Source organism: Croceitalea sp. W27, assembly GCF_055693185.1.
Genome location: NZ_CM146327.1, coordinates 3527893 through 3550141, shown reverse-complemented (window position 1 = coordinate 3550141; position 22249 = coordinate 3527893). Strand labels below are relative to the sequence as shown.

Annotated in this window: 14 protein-coding genes and 2 tRNA genes; 9 read left to right on the top strand and 7 right to left on the bottom strand. The window is 34.6% G+C overall.

Annotated elements, in window-relative coordinates:
- Positions 1-62 precede the first annotated feature (62 nt).
- From ACZ1GR_RS16110 to ACZ1GR_RS16090, 5 genes are all read left to right on the top strand, one after another.
- Complete coding sequence (locus ACZ1GR_RS16110; protein WP_472609879.1) at positions 63-3068, top strand: SIR2 family protein; 3006 nt, start codon at positions 63-65, stop codon at positions 3066-3068.
- Positions 3065-4159, top strand: coding sequence for a hypothetical protein (locus ACZ1GR_RS16105; protein ID WP_472609878.1), 1095 nt, complete (start codon positions 3065-3067; stop codon positions 4157-4159). The genes ACZ1GR_RS16110 and ACZ1GR_RS16105 overlap by 4 nt, the downstream gene beginning before the upstream one ends.
- A 126-nt stretch (positions 4160-4285) precedes the next feature.
- A complete protein-coding gene (locus ACZ1GR_RS16100) occupies positions 4286-5803 on the top strand; it encodes a hypothetical protein (RefSeq protein ID WP_472609877.1) in 1518 nt (505 codons plus the stop codon).
- Between the two features lie 15 nt (positions 5804-5818).
- On the top strand, positions 5819-6406 hold the full coding sequence (locus tag ACZ1GR_RS16095; RefSeq protein WP_472609876.1) for a hypothetical protein: 588 nt from the start codon (positions 5819-5821) through the stop codon (positions 6404-6406).
- Positions 6406-7305 carry a hypothetical protein gene (locus tag ACZ1GR_RS16090; protein ID WP_472609875.1) on the top strand — a complete coding sequence of 300 codons (900 nt, stop codon included), beginning with the start codon at positions 6406-6408 and terminating at the stop codon, positions 7303-7305. The genes ACZ1GR_RS16095 and ACZ1GR_RS16090 overlap by 1 nt, the downstream gene beginning before the upstream one ends.
- Positions 7306-7527: 222 nt before the next feature.
- Here ACZ1GR_RS16090 and ACZ1GR_RS16085 read toward each other — a convergent pair whose 3' ends face one another.
- The 4 genes from ACZ1GR_RS16085 to ACZ1GR_RS16070 form a co-directional block, all read right to left on the bottom strand.
- Positions 7528-8760 (bottom strand): site-specific integrase, encoded by a 1233-nt coding sequence (locus ACZ1GR_RS16085; protein ID WP_472609874.1) that lies wholly within the window; start codon positions 8758-8760, stop codon positions 7528-7530.
- 234 nt (positions 8761-8994) lie between these two features.
- Positions 8995-9069 (bottom strand) — tRNA-Pro (locus ACZ1GR_RS16080).
- Between the two features lie 37 nt (positions 9070-9106).
- Positions 9107-9190: transfer RNA gene (locus ACZ1GR_RS16075), tRNA-Ser, on the bottom strand.
- 112 nt (positions 9191-9302) lie between these two features.
- Entirely contained in the window at positions 9303-11342 is a 2040-nt protein-coding gene (locus ACZ1GR_RS16070) for an HD family phosphohydrolase (RefSeq protein WP_472609873.1), read from the bottom strand.
- A gap of 114 nt (positions 11343-11456) precedes the next feature.
- Between ACZ1GR_RS16070 and ACZ1GR_RS16065 the strand changes: the two genes are divergently transcribed.
- Both ACZ1GR_RS16065 and ACZ1GR_RS16060 read left to right on the top strand, forming a co-directional pair.
- Positions 11457-12632, top strand: a complete 1176-nt coding sequence (locus tag ACZ1GR_RS16065; RefSeq protein WP_472609872.1) for an acetyl-CoA C-acyltransferase — start codon at positions 11457-11459, stop codon at positions 12630-12632.
- 14 nt (positions 12633-12646) lie between these two features.
- The gene (locus tag ACZ1GR_RS16060; protein WP_472609871.1) at positions 12647-13399 is read left to right on the top strand and encodes a C40 family peptidase; all 753 of its coding nucleotides are present in this window, start codon (positions 12647-12649) and stop codon (positions 13397-13399) included.
- Positions 13400-13447: 48 nt separating this feature from the next.
- On the opposite strand, the gene ACZ1GR_RS16055 is transcribed toward ACZ1GR_RS16060, so the two are convergent.
- The gene (locus tag ACZ1GR_RS16055) at positions 13448-14692 is read right to left on the bottom strand and encodes a tetratricopeptide repeat protein (RefSeq protein ID WP_472609870.1); all 1245 of its coding nucleotides are present in this window, start codon (positions 14690-14692) and stop codon (positions 13448-13450) included.
- A gap of 27 nt (positions 14693-14719) precedes the next feature.
- Positions 14720-17251 (bottom strand): DNA gyrase subunit A, encoded by a 2532-nt coding sequence (gyrA, locus tag ACZ1GR_RS16050; protein ID WP_472609869.1) that lies wholly within the window; start codon positions 17249-17251, stop codon positions 14720-14722.
- 258 nt (positions 17252-17509) lie between these two features.
- Between gyrA and ACZ1GR_RS16045 the strand changes: the two genes are divergently transcribed.
- Together ACZ1GR_RS16045 and ACZ1GR_RS16040 are read left to right on the top strand one after the other, a co-directional pair.
- Positions 17510-20059 (top strand): ATP-dependent Clp protease ATP-binding subunit, encoded by a 2550-nt coding sequence (locus ACZ1GR_RS16045; protein WP_377768157.1) that lies wholly within the window; start codon positions 17510-17512, stop codon positions 20057-20059.
- A 207-nt stretch (positions 20060-20266) separates the two neighbouring features.
- Complete coding sequence (locus ACZ1GR_RS16040) at positions 20267-20689, top strand: STAS/SEC14 domain-containing protein (RefSeq protein WP_377768156.1); 423 nt, start codon at positions 20267-20269, stop codon at positions 20687-20689.
- Here ACZ1GR_RS16040 and ACZ1GR_RS16035 read toward each other — a convergent pair whose 3' ends face one another.
- Positions 20690-22228, bottom strand: coding sequence for an NAD(P)H-hydrate dehydratase (locus ACZ1GR_RS16035; protein ID WP_472609868.1), 1539 nt, complete (start codon positions 22226-22228; stop codon positions 20690-20692).
- Positions 22229-22249: the final 21 nt, after the last annotated feature.

Genomic DNA, 22249 nt, shown 5'->3' with positions numbered 1-22249 from the left:
AGGTATTTTTCTGACATTAAATCTTTCAAGATTTTCGGTTTACTTTTTGAATTCACTGAGTTATGCAAAAAAATAAATTTAATAATGATATAGCCTCAATTAAAGAGGCTGTTAATACAGACCGTTTGGTTGTTTTTGCTGGGGCAGGAGTATCAAAAGATTCTGGTATTCCATTATGGAATGAATTGCAAGAAGGAATTAAAGATAGATTGAATGAAAGAACAAACGAGATTGACCCTTTAAAAATAGCTCAGCTTTTATATAATGAAAAAGGTGAAAAAGAATACACTGATATTTTAAAAAAACTATTGTTTGAAAAAAGTACAAGGTCAAATCTATTGCATGAGACAATCTTTGAATTAAATCCACAGCATGTCGTCACGACTAACTATGATAGTTATTTTGAATCAATTATTGATGACTACGGTTTGCCATTTTCCATCGTTTCAAAAGATGAAGATTTACCATATGCTTCTCAAAAAAAACTGCTAATAAAATACCATGGTGATTTTGAAAATCACAATACCGTTTTAAAAGAGCATGACTATTTAGAATTTTCTAAAAATCATACTTTAAAGGAAGTATTCGTAAAATCTTTATTTAGCAATAAGGTAATTCTATTTGTTGGCTATAGTGTCTCTGATCCTAATCTAAAATTACTTATTAGAGAAATTCAATATTTATTGAAAAAGCATCATCAGAGAGCGTATATGCTAACATCTAAAGAAGAAATCAATACTACAGAAATAAAGTATTTTGAGAGCTTAGGAATCAATATAATAACGGCGGATAAAAATTCTATCAAATTACTTGAAAAAGAGAATACCAAATTATCCAACATAGGGTTAAAAGTATATTCCTCTTTATGCTATATAAGAGATTTCAAAGTATACGACTATAGAAGTACTAATGGTAACGAATTCGACCATTCAAGAATTATTAATGAACTGTACGACTCCCTCCATAGATTTCACTATTTTAGGGTTCTTCCTCAAAAAAACTTAGCAGGTTTATATCCTATTTTCAAGGATTCAAAGCAAGAGCCTGGATATTTAGTACTAAATACCTCATTGAAGCTTTTCAATAAAGAATTATATCAATTAATATCAGAATATAAAGGAAAAGACGATAGTAATTTTTTAGGCGATGAAAAAGAAAAATTGAATTATTCCCTATCCAGAATAGCCATGTCTGGAATCCATACTATAGGTCATACTGGAAATGTTGATTCTATGGGAAGTTACCCTATTAAAGATGAAATAGATTTCCATTCTAAAGTCAAATACGAGAGTTGCAACTGTATAGACTGTACTTTAAATGATTATGATTATTCATCAGCTTTGAATAAAATCTTTAAATACAGCATCGATGATAAAACTTCTCTCTGGGATGATTTAGTTTACTTCTATGGCCTGTACAGAACAAAAGATTTTTATAACTGCTTTCTTGCATTGAAAAATATTATTGCTAAAGCCAATAGGCAAAAAAAAATGGAAGTCAGTTTTTTGGCAAAATACAATTTGAAACAACTTAAATGGCTAATAAGGAATGATTTTTATAATGATATAATAGATTGGAATGATATTCAGAAAATTGAAAAGAATATAGATAAAATTGATTTAGATGAAGAATTAGAAAAGGCAAAAAACTTTATTGATGAAGATTTATACGCTCTTTTAAAAGATTTTAGAGACGGTGTTTATATTCAACGATTATGTAATGAAATAGATGAAATTTTTGTTAAAGTTCCAAAAACTGTAGAGAGCATTGAGCGAGGAGGATCTCACAGCAGCAATGTATTCGGAAATCTCTATAATTCTGTTGGTTTACTAAAAGGTTTTTTAGAGGGGAACTTTATAATTGGTAATGGGTTTTCACCTATACAATATACTTTAAACAAATCTGTCAACTCTTTTGTTTTAGGCTACTACCTTAAGAATTTCGCAGGAATCAACAAGCATAGTCATTTAGGTTTTGGACTTGCGCACATTACAGAGTTTGATACATTTCTTTTCAAGTTAATTGTTGAGAATTCAAACCATAAAGAATTAGTTAAAATCTTACATAAAAATAAAATAGACAACATCCAGATTGGACAAAAAAGCTCAAGTCAAATCACCGTTAAAATCAACAATTTTTTAAAGTCAAGTTATACAATCCCAAAGTATTTTGGTCGTAAAGCCATGGAAAATAGGAGTTTTACTTCGACAGTCATTCAAAATCGAAGCCTAAGAGAACATTTAATCAAAAAGTTAAATGGCATATTAGTAGTAATGTCATATTTTAACTTTAGCAAAAATGCCTTAATAATGATTTACATCAACTTAAATCATTATATAAATTTTGTCGGTTTATATGATAAAAATTATTGGTATTTATCCAGGTTCTATAAAAGAAAACATGAATATCTTGGAGATAATGAACTTATAAAAACATTAGATATATTTGATCGTCGAGGAGTTATAAATGATGCCTATTTATCAATTCTTGATGCCCTAAAAAAGAAAAATAAGAGCTACACAAGAGATTTATCTATAGAAAACTATGACTTGAATAAAAGTAACCTTGGTTTTCCCACAATTTTTAAAGTATTACCCGCCGAAAAGAAAAAAAAATTCAAATCTATTCTCAAGGCCAAGCTTATAGAAGAGATGGATGGTCAAATGTTCTATGTATCAATTTCTAACAAAATTTTGACAACACAAGAGATTAAAGCTCACTACAAAAATTTAATTTATAAAAAATTGGAATTAAAAATAGAATCTGATACTGATAACAGTTTTGTTCTTTTTAGAATTAAACAATTTTTTGATTTGGTGAACAAAGGCCTCATTGATACAAAAGGTATTGATATAAAAAAAATTAAGGAAAAAAGATTTCTATTTTTATTGAATCCTGAAGGTTTCAGTCCATCAAATTTTAAAACTGATTGGCTAAACTATTTTAACTGGGATTCCTATTGTGAACGTTATTCCAAGATAGAATATATCATATTGGCTCTAGAAAAATCATTGAAAGATGAATTTGATGAGAAACTTAGTAGAGTTTATTTCAAAATGAAAAAATGAATCGAATAACTCAATTAAGTATATTTCACAAAAACACCGATGCCACTTCGACAGAAAGAGGATATGAATTTCAAAAATTGAAAACGATAGAAGTATGGATTGAAAACAAGATATCAAACAGTCAAGAGATAATCTACTACGATTATCAAGATGATATTTTTCAAAGGGATTTTCAAAAACTTAAATCCTCCTTTAGACAATTAAAACTCTATTCATCAAATTTTTCTTTTTCAAGTAGTGAAATAAAAAAAGCCATTTCCCATTTTTTCACTCTTTATTCCTTAGAAGAATATAGGCTAGATGAGATTGAATTTATATTTGAGGCCAACTCCAATATTTCAAGGTCATATGAAGGTAACGATGCAAAACTCCTAAAAGAGTGGTATAACAATCAAGAATTCCTAGAGGGTGAATTATTAAAAAATTGTACAGTAAAGGTAAAGGAAATCATCAGTGAATTTGTAGACACTATTAGTTCAGAAGGACCACAGATGCTAAAAGCGAAAGAAGTGTTTGAAAGTCTTATTAAAAATGAAGAGTTTTGGAGTGATTTTACTAAAACTATACACTGGCGATTTGAAGGTGTCGAACCTGAAGAAGCAATAGCAAATTCCATAAGGAACATAACCGCATTAATACTTAAACTTCCTTATCCTTTTGAAGAATATCATATTCAAATTTTGCTAAACTCCCTTCACTTTCATGTTAGTCAAGCGGCGACCAAAGAAAACCCCGAAGACAGACTCTTAAATAATGATTTATTAGAAAAAATAATATTTAAAGTCCTCGGTGGAGAAAATGAAGTCTACGGAAAAATAATTGATAAATACAAAACAAGTCTGAAAATCGAGCAATTCATTCTTGGTGAAGTCTATGAAACCATTAGTTGGTCTAGATACTACCGCCAACATGAAAATTTAGACGGGCACAAAGAATTATGGGTAAACGTACTAGAGGCTTATTTAAATCACTCTGAAACACCAAAGTTTTGTAAAAAGGATATTCTATATGAGATAATTTACTTAAAACTGCAGCCTACCCGAAACTTCCAGTTTAAAGACCCTGACCCTAAAGATATACATTCATTATAGCTATTATTTTTTGATTTAGTTCCCAATCTATTTCATGATACGGCGACAATCGAAGATGCCACTAACCTTTATTCTATATTAAAGACAGCACATCTATTTGAAATTATTAACCTCGAAGAGAATAAAATGGAAAAATGGTTGGTAAATCTAGAAGCATGCTTATTAGACAAGATTAAAGTTAAAAAAACCAGTGAAAAGTGTAGTTATTTAGAGTCATATTCCTTTTTTCTTCTTACACTAAAATATCCAGATTCAAACGAGAAAGAAAAGGTTCTAAAAGATTGTATATCCATTATCCTACAAATAATAGATTTAAGTGCTGCAGCACCCTTCTACAACTATTCTAGTTTGTATGAAAGAATGAATGGTATGATCAAAAGCCTTATTCTATTTGATGAATCACAAGAAAAAGACGACATAATTGATGAACTTGAAAAATTAAGCGAAAGACTTATTCCAATTGTTGAAAAAAGAGAAGGGAAATTTGCTCTGGCCAAAAGATACAAATCCAAAGGGATGGAGTATTTGAAATTTTCCAGCAGAAAAAAAGATTTATTGAAGTCTTTGGATAGTTTTCAAAAAGCAAAATCTTTACTATTCCAAGAAGAAACCAAGGAGGGTTTAATACTTATTCTTTTGAACATTTCCCAAGTTTACAATGCCATAGGATTTAATATTGCTGCTAAATATTATGCCTTAGCCGGGTTTTATATGGCAATTGGAGAAGATAAGTATCTAGAAAAAACTGCAAAGTCCGTTGCTCTAATTCATCATTATGATTTCAATCAAGGTGCATGGATAAGTTGCATGATGGATGTTGAACAATTTTTTATCGCGAATAATCTATTTATTGGGAACTGGGATATTGAACAAAACACTTCGCTTCGTGAGGTCCTAATGGATTATTCATTGGTTCTTTTTGCCACACCTCATTTATCCTTACAAACAAAAGGTCTTATCAATCAACAATTAATTAATTTAGATGAATTAAAAGAAAGCTATATAGATGGATTCATTGCTAATTTGGACATTAAACTTGACTCAAAAGAAAAGCTTGAAAGGTTAACTAAAGCAAAGACCATAGACTATCCATTGAACGATTTAGGGCCAAAAAGGAAAATACAATTTAATATTTTTGAGTGTCTATGGACTATAGAATTCGACAATGATTATAATTCCAATGTCTTAGGAGAGGAGTTTTGCGCAATACTTCAAATATTACTCGCTGAACTTAGTATCAATTTTAAAAATTTTAGTTTAAAGAAGGAAATAGACATTGTTCATTTGATTCTTGAAGAAGGAAATAAATTAGTACCTCCAGAAGAAACTGAAGATTCAAAAGGTAGTATTACTTGGAAAATAACACTACCCAAAATCACGAAACCAGTTCCCTATTATCCTTCTATATTATCAATACTGGTGACCATACTCAAGAAATTGGTGCCCGAGGGCATCAATATGACTGAGCTTTTATTCTTACTTAATAAAGACTATGAACTTGGCTCCAAAGCCACTATTGTTCAACCTTATGATAAATTGTACAAAGAAATATTCTCAAAAGAAAACTACGATAGTTTGATGAGGGAAAATTTTGATGAAGTAATATTGATGGGTGATTACATCAAAAAGAATGATATTATTTGAACTAATTTTTTAAAGATGAAAACAGAAGACTGGCTTTTAGCGCTTACTGCAAGTTTGGTAATATATCTTTTGAACGAAAAAAAGAAAGATACTCAAACCATTATAAATCTTCAGAATAACAACAACAAACTTCTAAATCTCAATAGTAATCAGAGTTCCCGATTAAACCAACTGAATATGGAATTAAGAAAAACCGTGGACAAAAAAGAGAATTTACCAAATGAGATAAAGGAAGATTTAAAAAAACTAATTTCTGATTTTGATAAACTTGACAAAAATATTGCTGAAGAACTAATTAGTATTTCATCTCTTATTCAAATAAATGAGAAGCCTAAGGCATTATTTACATTATCAAAAGTCATTGAAAATCTTCTAAAAAAAAGGTTCAATCAAATTAAGCCGTTGGTAAAACTAATTGAAATAGCAAGAGTAGAAAATGTACTATCTATCGAAGAATGTCATTTTGCAAATGGTATAAGGTCCTTAAGGAATAAGGAAGGGCACGAATTGAACGTTCAAGTCGATGAATATTTAACAACATCTTCCCTTATGATTGGCATTGGGATTATTTCTAAATTAAAAAAGACAACTACAGATAGATAATGGTTGAACTTAAAATTACTTGGGAAGATTTTGCTTACGAAATTGAATTACTTCATGAAAGTGGGATGAGTATCTTAAGTCTAGCTTACGTTGAAGAAGAATTAATAAATAACTTTCATAACTGGAGGGAATCTGTTATTTCATTTTTCATTAGAGCATATGGGGAAAATCATAGGTTGACCAGAGAGTTTAAACTATTGAACAAAAACAAATTTATTCTCACAAATAAGCAAAGACGGGAGGGAATCAAATTAAATGAATTAAAACAGTCATTTAATAATGACTTGAGACATCTTGAGTGCATTAAAAAGATTTTAAGTATTTGTGATCTAGTAGTAAACCCTTCAAAAGTTGATTTGGAGATTAGAAAAGAATATTCTTCAGATCACATATTGGATTTATTGCTTAGAAAACTTTATGACTTATATGACGATAATATCTACCCAATATTACCAATTTTGACTGGAAATGGTATAAAACTTAAAAGAAATAGAGAAGAATTTGAATATGTAAAGATTTTAGAAACTGATGGATACATCTTTAGCAATAACATTGCCAAGCAAGCGGATGCCCAACTTACTCTTGAAGGTAAGTTGTACGTGGAGGAGAAATTAAAACGTATTACACCGGACTATTTATCAATCACGGAAGACGAAAAGATTATGAATTCTAAAATCGATGAATTGATATTGAAATTGGAAAAACTTGGTTGTGGTCAACAAATAATTTTTGATGAAATTGAGGAGCTAAGGGGGCTATACACTGAACTAGATAACAAAAATTGGGGGCAACTATTAAAGGGGAAAATTATTGATCTAGGTCTTTCACAAATAATTAATATTGATACTATGAACTTGATTTACAAGCACATAACCAATGACGTATTAAATATCCCGTAGTTGAGTGTTTTCAACCATCAAAATCTAGTCTCTATTATAATATCCAAAATATTAAAAAAGGGTGTCATTTATTTTAATGTTACCATCGAAATGACACCCTTTATCGGTGATTTAACTTTCGAAATCAAATTACATATATGTGGTTTAAGTCAATTTTCCTGAAATTAATATTAACAGCCTTTGTGGTAGCTTTTTTAATAATCCGCAAAGCATTTATGTATATCATGCACTTTCTCTATCATTATTTAGTGCTTCCTGTAATTTACCCATATCTTCTTGTAACTTCTTCTCCACTACATTCGCGTAAATCTGAGTGGTAGAAAGCTTAGCATGCCCTAGTAACTTTGATACGGTGGCAATTGGCACTCCGTTAGAAAGTGTTACTGTGGTAGCAAAGGTATGTCTTGCTATATGACAAGTTACCTTGATATCAATTCCACATAAAGAGGCTATCTCCTTTAAATAATTATTCATTTTTTGATTTGAGTAAACAGGTAGCAATCGCTCCGAACATTCAAAATAATCATACTTTTCCAAAATAGCTTTGGCCTTATCCAAAAGAGGGATTTTTACGGGCTCATCACTTTTTTCACGGTATAGCGATAACCACATATTTCCATCAATTCCCATTACGAGGCTCTGCTTGGTCAACATTTTCACATCGATATAAGATAATCCCGTATAGCAACAGAAAACGAAAACATCTCTTACACGCTCCAACTTAAGGTCATTCAATTCTATGTTTTCAAAATACTCCAATTGTTTAGTTGTCAAGAATCCATTTTTGAATTTGGTATAGCTCAATTGGTATTTTTCAAAGGGGTGTTTTTCAATCCAACCCAACTTTTCAGCAAATCCCATTAGTTTATTAAGCCGTTCAATATGCTTCATTATCCCGTTATTTTTAAGCGGACGTGTCTTGCTTAAATGGTTATGGGGATTTCGCAGGTATAGTTCAAAGTCCACCACAAAACTGTACTGGATGTATTCTAACGGTATATCTGTCGCTTTAAAATTTTTGATTAGAAAATTTTGTAAATATGTTTCGGTGGTACTATAATTTTTTAATGTACCAGGAGCCAATTTAAACCTGTTTTTATCAAAATGGTACTTGGATAGTCCCAACAAGGTTTCATCGCTGTGGTCAGTTCCTTGATACCGTGCTTTGACAGTTTGGGCAGTAACATACCTACCTTCCTTTTTCAATTGTTTAAAACAATCTGTCAAATCCGTATAGATACCATCCAAATCTTCATTTAGGGTGCGGGCTTCTTTGGTTTTACCATTTGCCCGGTTCATTTTTCCGTTCCAAGCATTTATAGGGAATAATATTGCCAAACTCATTTCCGCCCTTTTTCCATCAACGGTAATTCTGGCATAAAGTGGCGCATCGTTGCCTTTCTTTTTGGCTAGGTTTTGCCAAAAGAGGATTGTGAATGTTTTTGAAGTTTTCATGTTCTTTCGTTTTAGGTAACTTTTTTTTAGTTAATAAAATCACTTAACGAAAGTCAAATCACGTCGAAAGCCTTGCTTTCAGTAAGAAGTTACAAAAAAAATAGGTAACCGATTAGGTAACCGAATAGGTCACTTTTTAAACAAAAAAATAGCTAACTAAATGAAATCAAAAAAAATTAAATCTTTGATTATCATAAAGTTAGCTATTACTTGATACCATATAAAATGGTTTCGTCGGGGTGGCAGGATTCGAACCTGCGACCTCCGCGTCCCAAACGCGGCGCGATAACCGGGCTACGCTACACCCCGATACTTGGTTATCTTGTTGCTATTTTCAAGAAAATTGCGGAGAGAATGGGACTCGAACCCATGCGACACTTACGCGTCGACAGATTAGCAATCTGCTCCGTTACCACTCCGGCACCTCTCCTAAAAATCTTTATTAATGAACTTTCGCTTAAAATGCGGATGCAAATGTACATTTTTCCACTACGAATACACAACAATTTATTTACTTTTTTTCAAGCTTCTTTAACTGGTTATTATTCAGGATACTCTACCCTTAGATGATAAATATTGGTCAGTTTTTGTTTCAGAACTTTCTTTACAGCTTCAATTTCTTTAAAAGTGATATTGGCATTCAAGTATTGGTTCGCCTGCATTTGGCCTTTCACTATTTTTTCCACAAACTCGTCTATCATACCATAAGTCGGTGATTTAAGGCTTTTAGAAGCTGCCTCAACAGAATCTGCCATCATTAAAATTGCAGTTTCTTTAGAGAAAGGTATCGGGCCGGGATATCTAAAATTTGCCTCATCTACATCTTCATCGATTTCTTGTTGTTTTTTATAAAAATAATACACTAACGAAGTACCATGGTGGGTTCTTAAAAAGTCAATTACCCGGTCTGGCAAGTTATACTTTCTGGCCAATTCTATACCCTCAATAACATGGTCTATTATAATCTTTGCGCTCTCTTTTGGCGGTAGCTCATTATGCGGGTTGGCATTCGTAATCTGATTTTCAGTAAAATAGGCTGGCCTATTCATTTTACCTATATCATGATATAAAGCTCCTACTCTCACTAACATGGCGTTCGCCCCTATTTCATTGGCAGCTGCTTCGGCCAAGTTCGCGACTTGCAACGAATGATGAAAGGTGCCCGGTGCTTTATTTGAAAGTTCTTTTAAAAGTTTAGAATTGGTATCTGAAAGTTCAAGCAAAGAAACATCGGAAACCAGGCCAAATATCTTTTCATATAAATAAATAAGTGGCTGGGCAAATAGCGTAATCATACCATTTAATAAGAAAATACCAAAAGTGACCCATTCGATATTATCAAGGTTGCCTTCATGAATAATGTGGAAGGCAAAATACCCGACAATATAAATAAACGTAATCTGACCGACAGATATAAATAAGTTAGCTCTTTTATAGAGTTCCGAAACCGAAAGAATAGTTACAATACCCGCTATTATTTGCAAGAATATATACTCAAAACTATTAGGCACTACAAAACCTAAAATGAGGATGGTCAGAACGTGCACAAAAAGCCCGAGGCGTGCATCAAAAAAGTTCTTTAGAATAAGTGGTAAAATGCACAAAGGCACCACATAAACATAGTTTTCATTGTTCTTAACGACCAGTGTGGTCACGAATACCATTAAAAGAATATTCACAAAAATAAAGGTGACCTTATTGTTATTTGCAAAAATCTCTGGGCGGTACTTTTTTAAGAACAAGAACAGCATGACCAAAACCAATGCGACCAAAACTGTATATCCGAAAAGTATAAAGTAGTAGTTGCTACCTTTCCATAGTTCTGATTCGTACTCTTGCTTTAAAGAATTAAGGATATTATAATTATCCGATTCTACGACTTCCCCTTTTGCTATGACTAGCTTGCCTTCTAAAATATTTCCTCTAGTGAAAGAAACTTTAGAAAGCTCCTCTTGCAAGGCTTTATCCGAAAGACTTTTATTGTAGGTAACATTTGCTTTTACAACGGAATTAAGTACTCTTACCAATTCAGCTTTGTTAGTCCCAAGTCGAAAATTGTCAATTGAAGAAGCTATAAACGTATTGGAATTAGAGACATACTTTATGCTGTTTTGCGGTATAGTTCTCGCGGTGTTATTTTGTATTAGAAAAACCTCATCACTACCTATTTGTTCTTTAAAAAGTCCATCCTTATAAATAGAATCTAAAACAGCTTTACCTGCCGAGTATAATTTATTTCTTTCATTAGATGAAAGGGCATCTGAAGAAAAGGCACCCTTGAAATTGATTTCATATTTATTCAATACCTCTTGATAAACTTGTTGGTCAAAAGTGTAATAATCTGCCTTATTGGACTCTAGTAACTTTCGTTCAGCAGAAATGTCCTCATCGGTCTTCTTAATTGAAAAATCAAAAGGAGCATATAGATTCTCATACTGCCAAGGTTTTCCTTTTTGAAAGTCATACTTGAATTTACCTCCTCTCGGAAAGAAAAAAACAATTAGGGCAATGGAAATAAAGTATAGCACATACTTGTAAATCACCGACTGTTTCTTATAAAAATCATCAAGTGTTTTGCCCATATAAAAAAGCTCTAAGCTCAAAAATAAAGAAATCTAATTTCATGCATCCCATAAATCATTAAACTGTTGTAATGCTGTTAATTTTAGTATTTTCGCAGGAACAAAATTACTAGTATGAAAGAAGTTGTTATTGTCTCTGCAGTTAGAACACCAATAGGAAGTTTTATGGGTGCATTATCTAATATTCCAGCACCAAAATTGGGAGCAATTGCCATAGAAGGAGCTCTTAAAAAAGCAAATGTAAAACCTGATATGGTTGATGAAGTACTTATGGGCAATGTCGTTCAGGCCGGAACTGGACAAGCACCAGCCCGTCAAGCAGCTATTTTTGCAGGAATCCCCGAGACAGTACCCTGTACCACTATCAATAAAGTATGTGCCTCGGGCATGAAAACTGTAATGCAGGCGGCTCAGTCCATTGCTTTGGGCGATAATGAGATTGTCGTTGCTGGTGGAATGGAAAACATGAGTCTTATTCCGCATTACGTACATATGAGAAATGGTTCAAAATTTGGCCCTGCAACTTTGATTGATGGAATGCAAAAAGATGGGCTAGTAGATGTCTATGACCAAAACGCCATGGGTGTTTGTGCAGACGCTTGTGCTACCGAGCATGATTTTTCTCGTGAAGATCAAGATGCATTTGCCATTCAATCATACCAACGCTCCGCAAAAGCATGGGAGGAGGGTAAATTTAAAAATGAAGTAATTCCTGTTGAAGTACCTCAACGAAGAGGTGAGCCAATTGTGGTCAATGAAGATGAGGAATTCAAAAATGTTAGAATGGAGAAAATTCCGGCCTTAAGACCAGCATTTTCTAAAGACGGAACGGTTACTGCCGCAAACGCCTCTACCATAAACGATGGTGCTGCGGCATTGGTATTAATGAGTGCGGACAAAGCGGCCGCTTTAGGCATAAAGCCACTAGTAAAAATAAAAAGCTATGCTGATGCCGCACAGGAACCGAAATGGTTTACTACCGCTCCGGCCAAAGCATTACCAAAAGCCTTAGATAAAGCAGGAATAGCACTGAATGATGTTGATTATTTTGAATTCAATGAGGCATTCTCTGTCGTTGGCTTGGCCAATATGAAGCTTTTAAATCTTGAAGACAGCAATGTGAACGTTAATGGTGGGGCAGTTTCCTTAGGCCATCCCTTAGGTTGCTCTGGAGCAAGAATTATTGTTACTTTAATTAATGTGCTTGAGCAGAATAATGGTAAAATTGGAGCTGCAGCTATATGTAATGGTGGTGGTGGTGCTTCAGCTATTGTCTTGGAACGAAACTAATTTCGACCAGTAGCATGCAATATGGAATTTGCCACTTAAGCATCGTTCCTGTTAGGGTATCACCCGATGATTCTACAGCGATGATAACCCAACTAGTATATGGTGATCTTTTTAAGGTTAAAGAAAATCGTAAACACTGGGTTCGTATTGTAGTTTCATTTGATAGACAAGAAGGTTGGGTTAGCAAGAATCAATTTAAGTTAGTTTCTGAAGAAGATTTTAATAAACTTAACATTGATGAAAATCAAATCTTAGCTACCGATTTCATTTCACATATATTAACTTCGGAAGAAATCTTTCAACCCATTACTTTAGGAGCAAGAATAGATGTGAGTGGTTTTTTGGGCCAAACTCATGAAGGAAATTCTCAAAAACCAAAACAGGACAAATCTAAACTAGTCGAGACAGCGCTTCTCTTTTTAAATGCGCCGTCTTTATCAGGAGGTAAAACTCCATTTGGTGTAGATTGTTCTGGTTTTACACAAATGGTGTATAAGGCAAACGGTTTTAAGCTATTTCGAGATACCGAAAAGCAAGCTACACAAGGTGAGGCTTTAAGTTTTATCGAAGAAAGTGAACCTGGTGATTTAGCATTCTTTGATAACTCTGATGGAATCATAGATCATGTTGGTATTATTTTGAAAGATAATTACATTATACATTCGTACGGATATGTAAGAATTGATAGAATAGATCATACAGGTATTTTCAACCCTCAAGAAAAAATATACACCCACAAGCTTCGGGTCATCAAAAAGATTATATAAAAAAAGCCTTGACAATTGTCAAGGCTTTTTTAAAGAGTATATTTTAATCTACTCTCCTAACAACTTTTTAATTCTCATGAAGTTTTCAGTATCACCAAGTGCACCGTAAATATTCTTTAATTGCGATAATACTCCTTCATTATCAGGGTTCATCTTTAAAGCTTCTTCCAAAATCTTTGAACCTTCTAAAAATAAATCATCCTTCTTTTTCTTTAACTCATCATAGCGTGCTGTATCCGCTCTTGATGTACCTAAGGTATTCATCTCATCGATCAAACTGTTTCCTTCGTTTACATATGACGTAGAAAGGTTTAATTGCGCATTCACATAGCTAGGGTCTATTTCAAGCACCCTTAAATAAGCAGCACGGGCTTCTTCTAAGTTTCCTTGCTCCATGCTTATAACTCCTATGTTATACATTAAGTCTGGATTATCCGGAGCCATAGCCGACGCCTGAGCCATTAGTTCTTTAAACTTATCTTTATCACCCAGTGTGTAATACAAATTCGCTTTATTCAAAATTAAATTCACATCATCAGGGTTACTGGCAATTGCATCTTCATATGCCGCCAAAGCTTCTTCATTTTTTCCCTGCTGTTGATAAATAAGTGCAACATTCTTTACAATTTCCGCCTTTTTAGAAGGCGTTTTTTCTTCTTTTGGGTCTTTATGTGTGCCTGCTTTTACATATAAATCGCGAGTTGCTTTATCCATTTCTTCAACTTCATTCGATTCTACATTGACCGCAGTATATTTTACCCCGCTTCCATCGTATCCAATCTCTTTTAACTCATTGTAATAGTTTAAAGCGGTATCGTAATCAGCACCATTAACAGCACTGCTAGCAGCATAGTAAAGGTAAATGGTATCTTTTGGGCTTAACTTATAGCCCATGTATAATTTCTGGGCTCCTGCTTTGTAATCCTTATTATTATTGTCTTCAACAGCTGCATTAATAATATCGGCCGTCATTTGACCTAACTTTTGCTGAGCATCCGCAGTAAATTTCTTTTTACCAGAGGCCTCTTCAATTGAAATGACTTTTCTTAAAGCCTCTATTGCAGGTTCAAATTCTGAAAGTTTAGCATATGCGCTTCCTAAAATAGAATACGCCTGAGCCTGATATTTCGCATCCGAACCATCAATTAGAGATTTTGCTCCCTCCAATATAGTTTTTGCTTCGGCTGCATTACCGCTTTTTATCGCTTTATCAGCGGCCTTAATTTCATTTTTTTGAGAAAATCCTACCATTGAAACCATCATGGCAAGAAGTATTAAAATCTTAGTTTTCATTTTTAATGTAATATTTAGTGTTTATTGTTATTCTTTTGTTCCGGTATCAGTATTATCAAGAGCCGTGCCATCTTCCTCATTCACCTCAATATCAAGTATATCGGTACCCTCAACGGCATCTTCATCTTTCATTACCTTGGCTACCGCCGCAATACTATCGTTGCCTTTTAGGTTGATAAGTCTAACACCTTGGGTTGCACGCCCCATCACTCTTAAATCTTCCACACCCAAACGTATCGCAATACCTGATTTATTAATTATCATTAAATCGTCAGAGTCTGTAACATTTTTTATAGCAACCAGACCTCCTGTTTTATCGGTGATGGAAATGGTCTTTACCCCTTTTCCACCTCTATTAGTTACGCGATAATCGTCTATGTTAGATCTTTTGCCATAACCATTTTCTGAAACCACAAGAATATTATCTTCAAAATTATGCACAGATACCATTCCTATTACCTCATCGGTATCGCTTGCCAAAGTAATACCGCGAACTCCAGAGGCATTCCTTCCCATAGGTCGTGTTTTACTTTCTTCAAAACGAATTGCTTTACCTGATTTAAGTCCTAGGAATATTTCGCTTGTGCCAGTAGTAAGTTTAGCTTCAAGCAATTCATCATTATCCCTAATGGTTATGGCATTTATACCATTTTGCCTTGGTCTTGAGTACTGCTCTAAAGAGGTTTTCTTTACAGTACCTTTTTTGGTTGCCATGATTACATAATGACTATTTACATAATCCTCATCCTTTAGATCCTGTGTACAAATAAAGGCTTTGACCTTATCTTCACTCTCTATGTTAATAAGGTTTTGTATCGCCCTACCTTTAGAAGTTCTGCTTCCTTCAGGTATTTCATAGACACGCATCCAGAAACATTTTCCTTTTTGTGTAAAGAAAAGCATGTATTGGTGGTTTGTACCAACAAATAGATGCTCTAAAAAGTCTTCGTTACGGGTAGATGATGCTTTTTGACCGACCCCTCCCCTGTTCTGCGTTTTGTATTCGGTAAGTGGCGTACGTTTGATATAGCCCGCATGAGAAATGGTTATGACCACTTGCTCATCAGGTATCATATCTTCAATGCTCAAATCTCCACCTGCAAAGTTAATTTCGGAGCGACGCTCATCACCATACTTATCTTTTACCTCAATTAACTCATCTTTTATTATTTGCATTCTTCTCTCCTTCTTATCCAAGATATCTTTCAAATCTTCGATAGTAAGTAAGAGTGCATCATATTCTTCTCGTAATTTATCTTGCTCTAGACCCGTTAACTGTCGTAGGCGCATTTCTACAATGGCTTTCGCTTGAATTTCAGTTAACTTGAATTCTTCCATCAAATTATTACGAGCCTCATCAACATTCGAAGAACCCCTAATAATCTCAATAACCCTATCTATATTATCAGATGCAATAATTAAACCTTCTAGTATATGCGCTCTATCCTCGGCTTTTTTAAGTTCAAACTTGGTTCTTCTAACAACAACCTCATGACGATGTTCAACAAAATGATGAATCATCTCCTTTAGGTTAAGCAACTGCGGACGCCCATTAACAAGGGCAATATTGTTAACACTAAAAGAAGATTGTAAAGCAGTGTACTTATAAAGCGTATTTAAAACGATATTAGGAATGGCATCTCTTTTAAGAATGTACACGATACGCATACCCTTTCTATCAGATTCATCCCTTATCGCTGAAATACCTTCAATCTTCTTATCATTTATTAGGTCAGCCGTCTTTTTGATCATGTCGGCCTTATTTACTTGATAAGGTATTTCAGTAACGATGATGCTTTCCTTACCCTGTACTTCTTCAAAGGTAGCTTTGGCTCGCATTACTACTCTGCCACGACCCGTATGAAAAGCCTCTTTAACACCATCATATCCATAGATAATACCTCCGGTAGGAAAATCAGGTGCCTTTATGTGTGTTATAAGTTCATCGATTTCAATGTCATGATTATCTATGTAGGCGATAGTACCATCCACTACTTCGGAAAGATTGTGTGGCGGCATATTTGTGGCCATACCAACAGCAATTCCAGATGCCCCATTAACAAGAAGTTGTGGAACTCGAGTAGGTAAAACAGTAGGTTCTTTCAATGAATCATCAAAGTTCAATTGATGATCGACTGTATCCTTATCGATATCTGCCAACATATCGTCAGCAATTTTTCGCATGCGCGCCTCCGTGTAACGCATCGCAGCGGGGCTATCACCATCTACCGAACCAAAGTTACCTTGTCCATCAACCAACATATACCTCAAACTCCATTCCTGCGCCATACGTACCATACTGTCGTATACCGAGGTATCACCATGAGGGTGGTACTTACCCAAAACTTCACCTACAATACGGGCCGATTTTTTATGGGCACTATTTGAACGAACCCCCAATTCATGCATGCCATATAGCACCCTTCTGTGAACCGGTTTTAAACCATCCCTGACATCAGGTAGGGCACGTGACACAATGACCGACATTGAATAATCAATGTAGGCAGATTTCATTTCATCATCAATGTTGATAGGTATCAATTTTTCTCCTTCAGCCATATTAAAATCTTGTTGCTTTTGTAATTAAAATATCGTAGCAATATACGTAAAAACACATGTTTCAAAACGCTTGCCGATTACTTTATTAAAAAAATTATCAACATTAAAATTAGACCGAATGCTCTCTTTGAAATTTGTTAAAGAACCTAAAAAAAGCTCTTTTTTTCGCCTTTTACCCCTTGTTTATCGAATATGGGTACAGTATTTGGTCATTGTTGGATTAGTTTTATTAATTTTAATTGCTGAATAAGGAAATTTATGGATGATAATTTTTCGCCAAGGGTAAAAGACGTTATTGCATTTAGCAAAGAAGAGGCGCTGAGACTTGGCCATGATTTTATTGGAACAGAGCATTTAATGCTAGGCCTGTTGCGTGATGGTAATGGAAAGGCTATTAATATATTAGACGCACTGGATGTAGACCTCGACCATTTAAGGAGAAAGGTCGAAATATTGAGTCCGGCTAACCCAAACACGGCGGGTATACAAAAAGACAAAAAGAACCTTCACCTGACAAGGCAGGCAGAACGTGCTTTAAAGACTACCTTTTTAGAAGCTAAACTTTTTCAAAGTTCTTCTATTAATACCGCTCATTTATTGTTATGTATACTGCGTAACGAAAATGACCCGACCACAAAATTGCTCCACAAGTTAAAAGTCGATTATGATAATGTGAAGGAGCAATTCAAGTCTATGATAACCAGTGACGATGACTATTTAGATGTTACTAGGGCCGAATCTTTTCCTGGAGATTCGGAAGATGCCGGAGAGTCTAAAGAAAGTACCTTCGGATCCTCTAGTTCTCAAAAGGGAAGCAAAAAATCCAAGACACCCGTATTGGATAATTTTGGAAGGGACTTAACAAAATTTGCAGAAGAAAATAAACTCGACCCTGTTGTTGGTAGAGAAAAAGAAATCGAACGTGTATCTCAGATATTAAGTAGACGTAAAAAGAATAATCCGCTTTTAATAGGAGAACCTGGAGTTGGTAAGAGCGCCATTGCAGAGGGTTTGGCCTTGCGTATTATCAATAAAAAAGTATCACGCATACTCTATGGAAAGCGTGTGGTCACCTTAGACCTTGCCTCTTTGGTAGCTGGCACAAAATATAGGGGGCAGTTCGAGGAGCGGATGAAAGCTGTAATGAACGAATTGGAGAAAAATGATGATATTATCCTCTTCATTGATGAAATACATACTATAGTTGGTGCTGGTGGGGCGACTGGCAGTTTAGATGCTTCAAATATGTTTAAACCAGCCTTAGCTAGAGGTGAAATACAATGTATCGGTGCCACTACGCTAGATGAGTACAGACAATATATTGAAAAAGATGGTGCATTGGAACGTCGTTTTCAAAAGGTAATTGTTGAGCCGACTTCTGTAGAAGAAACCGTTGAAATTCTAATGAATATCAAAGGCAAATATGAAGACCATCATAATGTCACCTATACCGATGAGGCCATTAAAGCTTGTGTTGCCTTAACGAACCGTTATATGACCGACCGTTTTTTACCGGACAAGGCTATTGATGCGTTAGATGAAGCTGGCTCAAGAGTACATATTGTAAATATGGATGTTCCTAAGCAGATTTTAGAATTGGAAAATCAGCTTGAAGAAGTAAGAGTTCTTAAGAACAGCGTGGTCAAAAAACAAAAATATGAGGAAGCTGCCAAGCTTCGTGATGATGAAAAACGCATAGAGAAAGATTTGGCCATGGCCCAAGAATCTTGGGAAGAAGAAAGCAAACTGAATAGAGAGACCGTTTCTGAGGATAATGTCGCCGATGTAGTTTCAATGATGAGCGGCATTCCCGTAAATAGAATCGCACAGACCGAAAGCAATAAACTTGCCGAACTGCCTGCATTGATAAAGGATTATGTAATCGGGCAAGACGAGGCCGTGGTCAAAGTAGCCAGAGCTATTCAGCGCAACAGAGCTGGGTTGAAAGACCCGAACAAACCAATCGGATCCTTTATTTTCTTAGGTCAAACAGGGGTTGGAAAAACGCAACTAGCTAAAGTATTGGCAAAGGAATTATTTGATTCTGAAGACGCACTTATTCGTATTGATATGAGTGAGTACATGGAAAAATTTGCTATCTCTAGATTAGTGGGTGCTCCTCCAGGATATGTGGGATACGAGGAAGGCGGACAACTTACGGAAAAAGTAAGGAGAAAACCATACTCAGTGGTTCTTTTAGATGAAGTTGAAAAAGCACATCCAGATGTCTTTAATATGCTTTTACAAGTATTGGATGATGGGTATTTAACCGATAGTTTAGGAAGAAAAATAGATTTTAGAAATTCTATTATTATAATGACTTCCAACATAGGTGCAAGACAGTTAAAAGATTTTGGACAAGGCGTAGGTTTTGGTACTGCTTCTAAAAAAGCACAGGCCGATAGCCACCAAAAGAGTGTGATTGAAAATGCATTGAAAAAAGCTTTCGCACCTGAGTTTTTAAATAGAATCGATGATGTGATTGTATTTAATCCGTTAGAACGGGCAGATATACATAAGATTATTGATATTGAACTGGATAAATTATTCAAACGTATCAAAGACATCGGGTATGATTTAAATCTTACTGATAAGGCAAAAGACTATATCGCCGATAAAGGTTTTGACAAACAGTACGGTGCAAGACCTTTAAAAAGAGCGATACAGAAGTATATTGAAGATTCTTTAGCAGAAGAAATTGTGAATTCGAATCTTAATGAAGGTGACAGTATTTTTATGGATCTGGATGAGAAGAAGGAAGAACTCACTATAAAAATCAAGAAGAAGGAAAAATCTTCAAAAGCTTAAATAAAATAATTTCATTTTATAGCGAAAGGAGCCATTAAACAATGGCTCCTTTTTTATTACAATTAGTGTAGGCAAAACCCAGTTCAAATATGGATTTTATTTAGGTGTTACATTTAAAACGATATTTAAGCCTTTAATCTATTATTTTTCTGATTAATTTATACTACTTCTACATTCGTCAACGAGACACTATAATACATTTGGGGAATGAACATGGGATTTAGCAAAAAAACCATCGTTGTCAAAGAATATCATCTAGATATTGGAATTATCCAAGTTTTTGACGACTATATGGTTTCCATTTTTGAAGAGGGATCTACACTTACGCTTGAGCGGGCATATCAAATTATTGGTATTTCAGAAATCCATTTTAGAAATAAAAAGTTCGGTTACATCAGTTTGCGAAAAAACTCTTATGCTATCGACCCGGTTATTTATACCTATTTAAGAGGATTAGATAATTTAAAAGCTTTTGCAATTGTTTCTAAAAAGGAAATAGATATGCACAACTTTAAGATTGAAAAGATGTTCTATAAAAAGAACATGGAATTTTTTATTGAATACGAAAATGCGGTTTCTTGGATCAAAAAACGTGTATCAAAAAACAATAAAGGAAAGAAGAGTGCCTAGTTACTGCGGTTGCTCTTGACCTTCCGGCGAAGCTCTTTTAAATAATTCCATAAAGGCCTTACCAATATTAGCTATTATAGTTAATGCGGTAACTGCTTCATATCCATTCTCGGAAGAAGAAATATCTCCTGAAAGTCCATGAAGGTATACACCGAAAATAGCAGCATATAATGGTGGGTAATTTTGCGCTATTAGCCCTGTAATTATTCCTGTCAATACATCACCACTGCCAGCTGTAGCCATTCCAGGATTTCCGGTAGAGTTTATATATCCTTTACCATCATAAATGGTTATGGTATGTGCGCCTTTTAGCACCAAGATACAATCGTATTTTTTTGAAAATGCCTTAGCCTTCTTTAATTTATCAAAATCATCTTCCCATTTACCTATTAAACGCTCCAATTCTTTAGGGTGAGGCGTTAATACAGCTTGCTGTGGCATTTTGTTTAGAAGCCTCTTATTTTCTGCTAAAATGTTTAGTCCATCCGCATCAATTACCATGGGCATCTTCGTATCATTTAAAAATGATGAAAAAGCAGCAACAGTCTGTTCGTGGGTTCCCATTCCGACACCAACCCCAATTACAGAAGCATTTGACGGAAGTTCTATCTTAGAAATAAAGTCTTCTTCTTCATCGGTTAGCACCATTATTTCAGGCTCACTGGTCTGCAAGGGTACATAACCGCATTCTGGTATAAAGGTGGTCACGAGTCCGCTACCAACTTTTAAACATGCCTTGGCAGCCAAATTGACGGCACCTATTTTTCCGTAACTGCCACCAACGATAACAGCATGTCCATAATTTCCTTTGTGCGAGAACTTAAGTCGAGGTATATAGAGTGGTAAAACTTCAGGCTTTCCAATAAATTCAAAATCAGTCTCTGTTTTATAAAGGTATTCTTGGTCCAAACCTATATCCAATAACTCCCATTGATTTAGAAACACACCGGTTTCTGGAAGAAAAAATACAAGCTTTGGTGCTTGAAAACTGAGTACGTGATTTGCCCTTATAACTTGCTCTGGCTTATCAGAAACTTTATCCAAGAACAATCCTGAAGGTACATCTATAGAAAGAATAAAAGCCGCAGAATCATTGATATGCCCAATTAATTTGGCTACCCAATCCTCAGGAGCTCTATTTAGGCCTATACCAAAAATAGCATCAATGATAATATCTTCATGTCCGATTTCAGGAAACTCGCAGTCTGAATCTAAAAACTCTGGCCAGAGTTTTCTTTCCTTTAACCTATCGAGATTAATCAAAAAATCTTTAGAACGTTTGTCACTGTAATTGACCACATGCACGGCAACCTCGTAATCATTCTCCACTAAATGTCTGGCAAGTGCAATACCATCACCCCCATTATTTCCGATTCCGCAGAACAAATGAATTTTGACTTTCGCACCTTGCAACCTAGAATGTACCCAGCTAAAAATTCTTTCCGCCGCTCTTTCCATCAAAGCATCGCTAGTAATTGCTTGTTTCTCTATTGTGAATTTATCAGCAGCGTATATCTGTTGGGCATTAAATATTTTCATTTAGCAAAGAAGTGTATTAGA

Coding starts and splice junctions, on each gene's coding strand:
- ACZ1GR_RS16110 (WP_472609879.1), top strand. CDS start 63: ATGCAAAAAAATAAATTTAATAATGATATAGCCTCAATTAAAGAGGCT.
- ACZ1GR_RS16105 (WP_472609878.1), top strand. CDS start 3,065: ATGAATCGAATAACTCAATTAAGTATATTTCACAAAAACACCGATGCC.
- ACZ1GR_RS16100 (WP_472609877.1), top strand. CDS start 4,286: ATGGAAAAATGGTTGGTAAATCTAGAAGCATGCTTATTAGACAAGATT.
- ACZ1GR_RS16095 (WP_472609876.1), top strand. CDS start 5,819: ATGAAAACAGAAGACTGGCTTTTAGCGCTTACTGCAAGTTTGGTAATA.
- ACZ1GR_RS16090 (WP_472609875.1), top strand. CDS start 6,406: ATGGTTGAACTTAAAATTACTTGGGAAGATTTTGCTTACGAAATTGAA.
- ACZ1GR_RS16085 (WP_472609874.1), bottom strand. CDS start 8,760: ATGAAAACTTCAAAAACATTCACAATCCTCTTTTGGCAAAACCTAGCC.
- ACZ1GR_RS16070 (WP_472609873.1), bottom strand. CDS start 11,342: ATGGGCAAAACACTTGATGATTTTTATAAGAAACAGTCGGTGATTTAC.
- ACZ1GR_RS16065 (WP_472609872.1), top strand. CDS start 11,457: ATGAAAGAAGTTGTTATTGTCTCTGCAGTTAGAACACCAATAGGAAGT.
- ACZ1GR_RS16060 (WP_472609871.1), top strand. CDS start 12,647: ATGCAATATGGAATTTGCCACTTAAGCATCGTTCCTGTTAGGGTATCA.
- ACZ1GR_RS16055 (WP_472609870.1), bottom strand. CDS start 14,692: ATGAAAACTAAGATTTTAATACTTCTTGCCATGATGGTTTCAATGGTA.
- gyrA (WP_472609869.1), bottom strand. CDS start 17,251: ATGGCTGAAGGAGAAAAATTGATACCTATCAACATTGATGATGAAATG.
- ACZ1GR_RS16045 (WP_377768157.1), top strand. CDS start 17,510: ATGGATGATAATTTTTCGCCAAGGGTAAAAGACGTTATTGCATTTAGC.
- ACZ1GR_RS16040 (WP_377768156.1), top strand. CDS start 20,267: ATGAACATGGGATTTAGCAAAAAAACCATCGTTGTCAAAGAATATCAT.
- ACZ1GR_RS16035 (WP_472609868.1), bottom strand. CDS start 22,228: ATGAAAATATTTAATGCCCAACAGATATACGCTGCTGATAAATTCACA.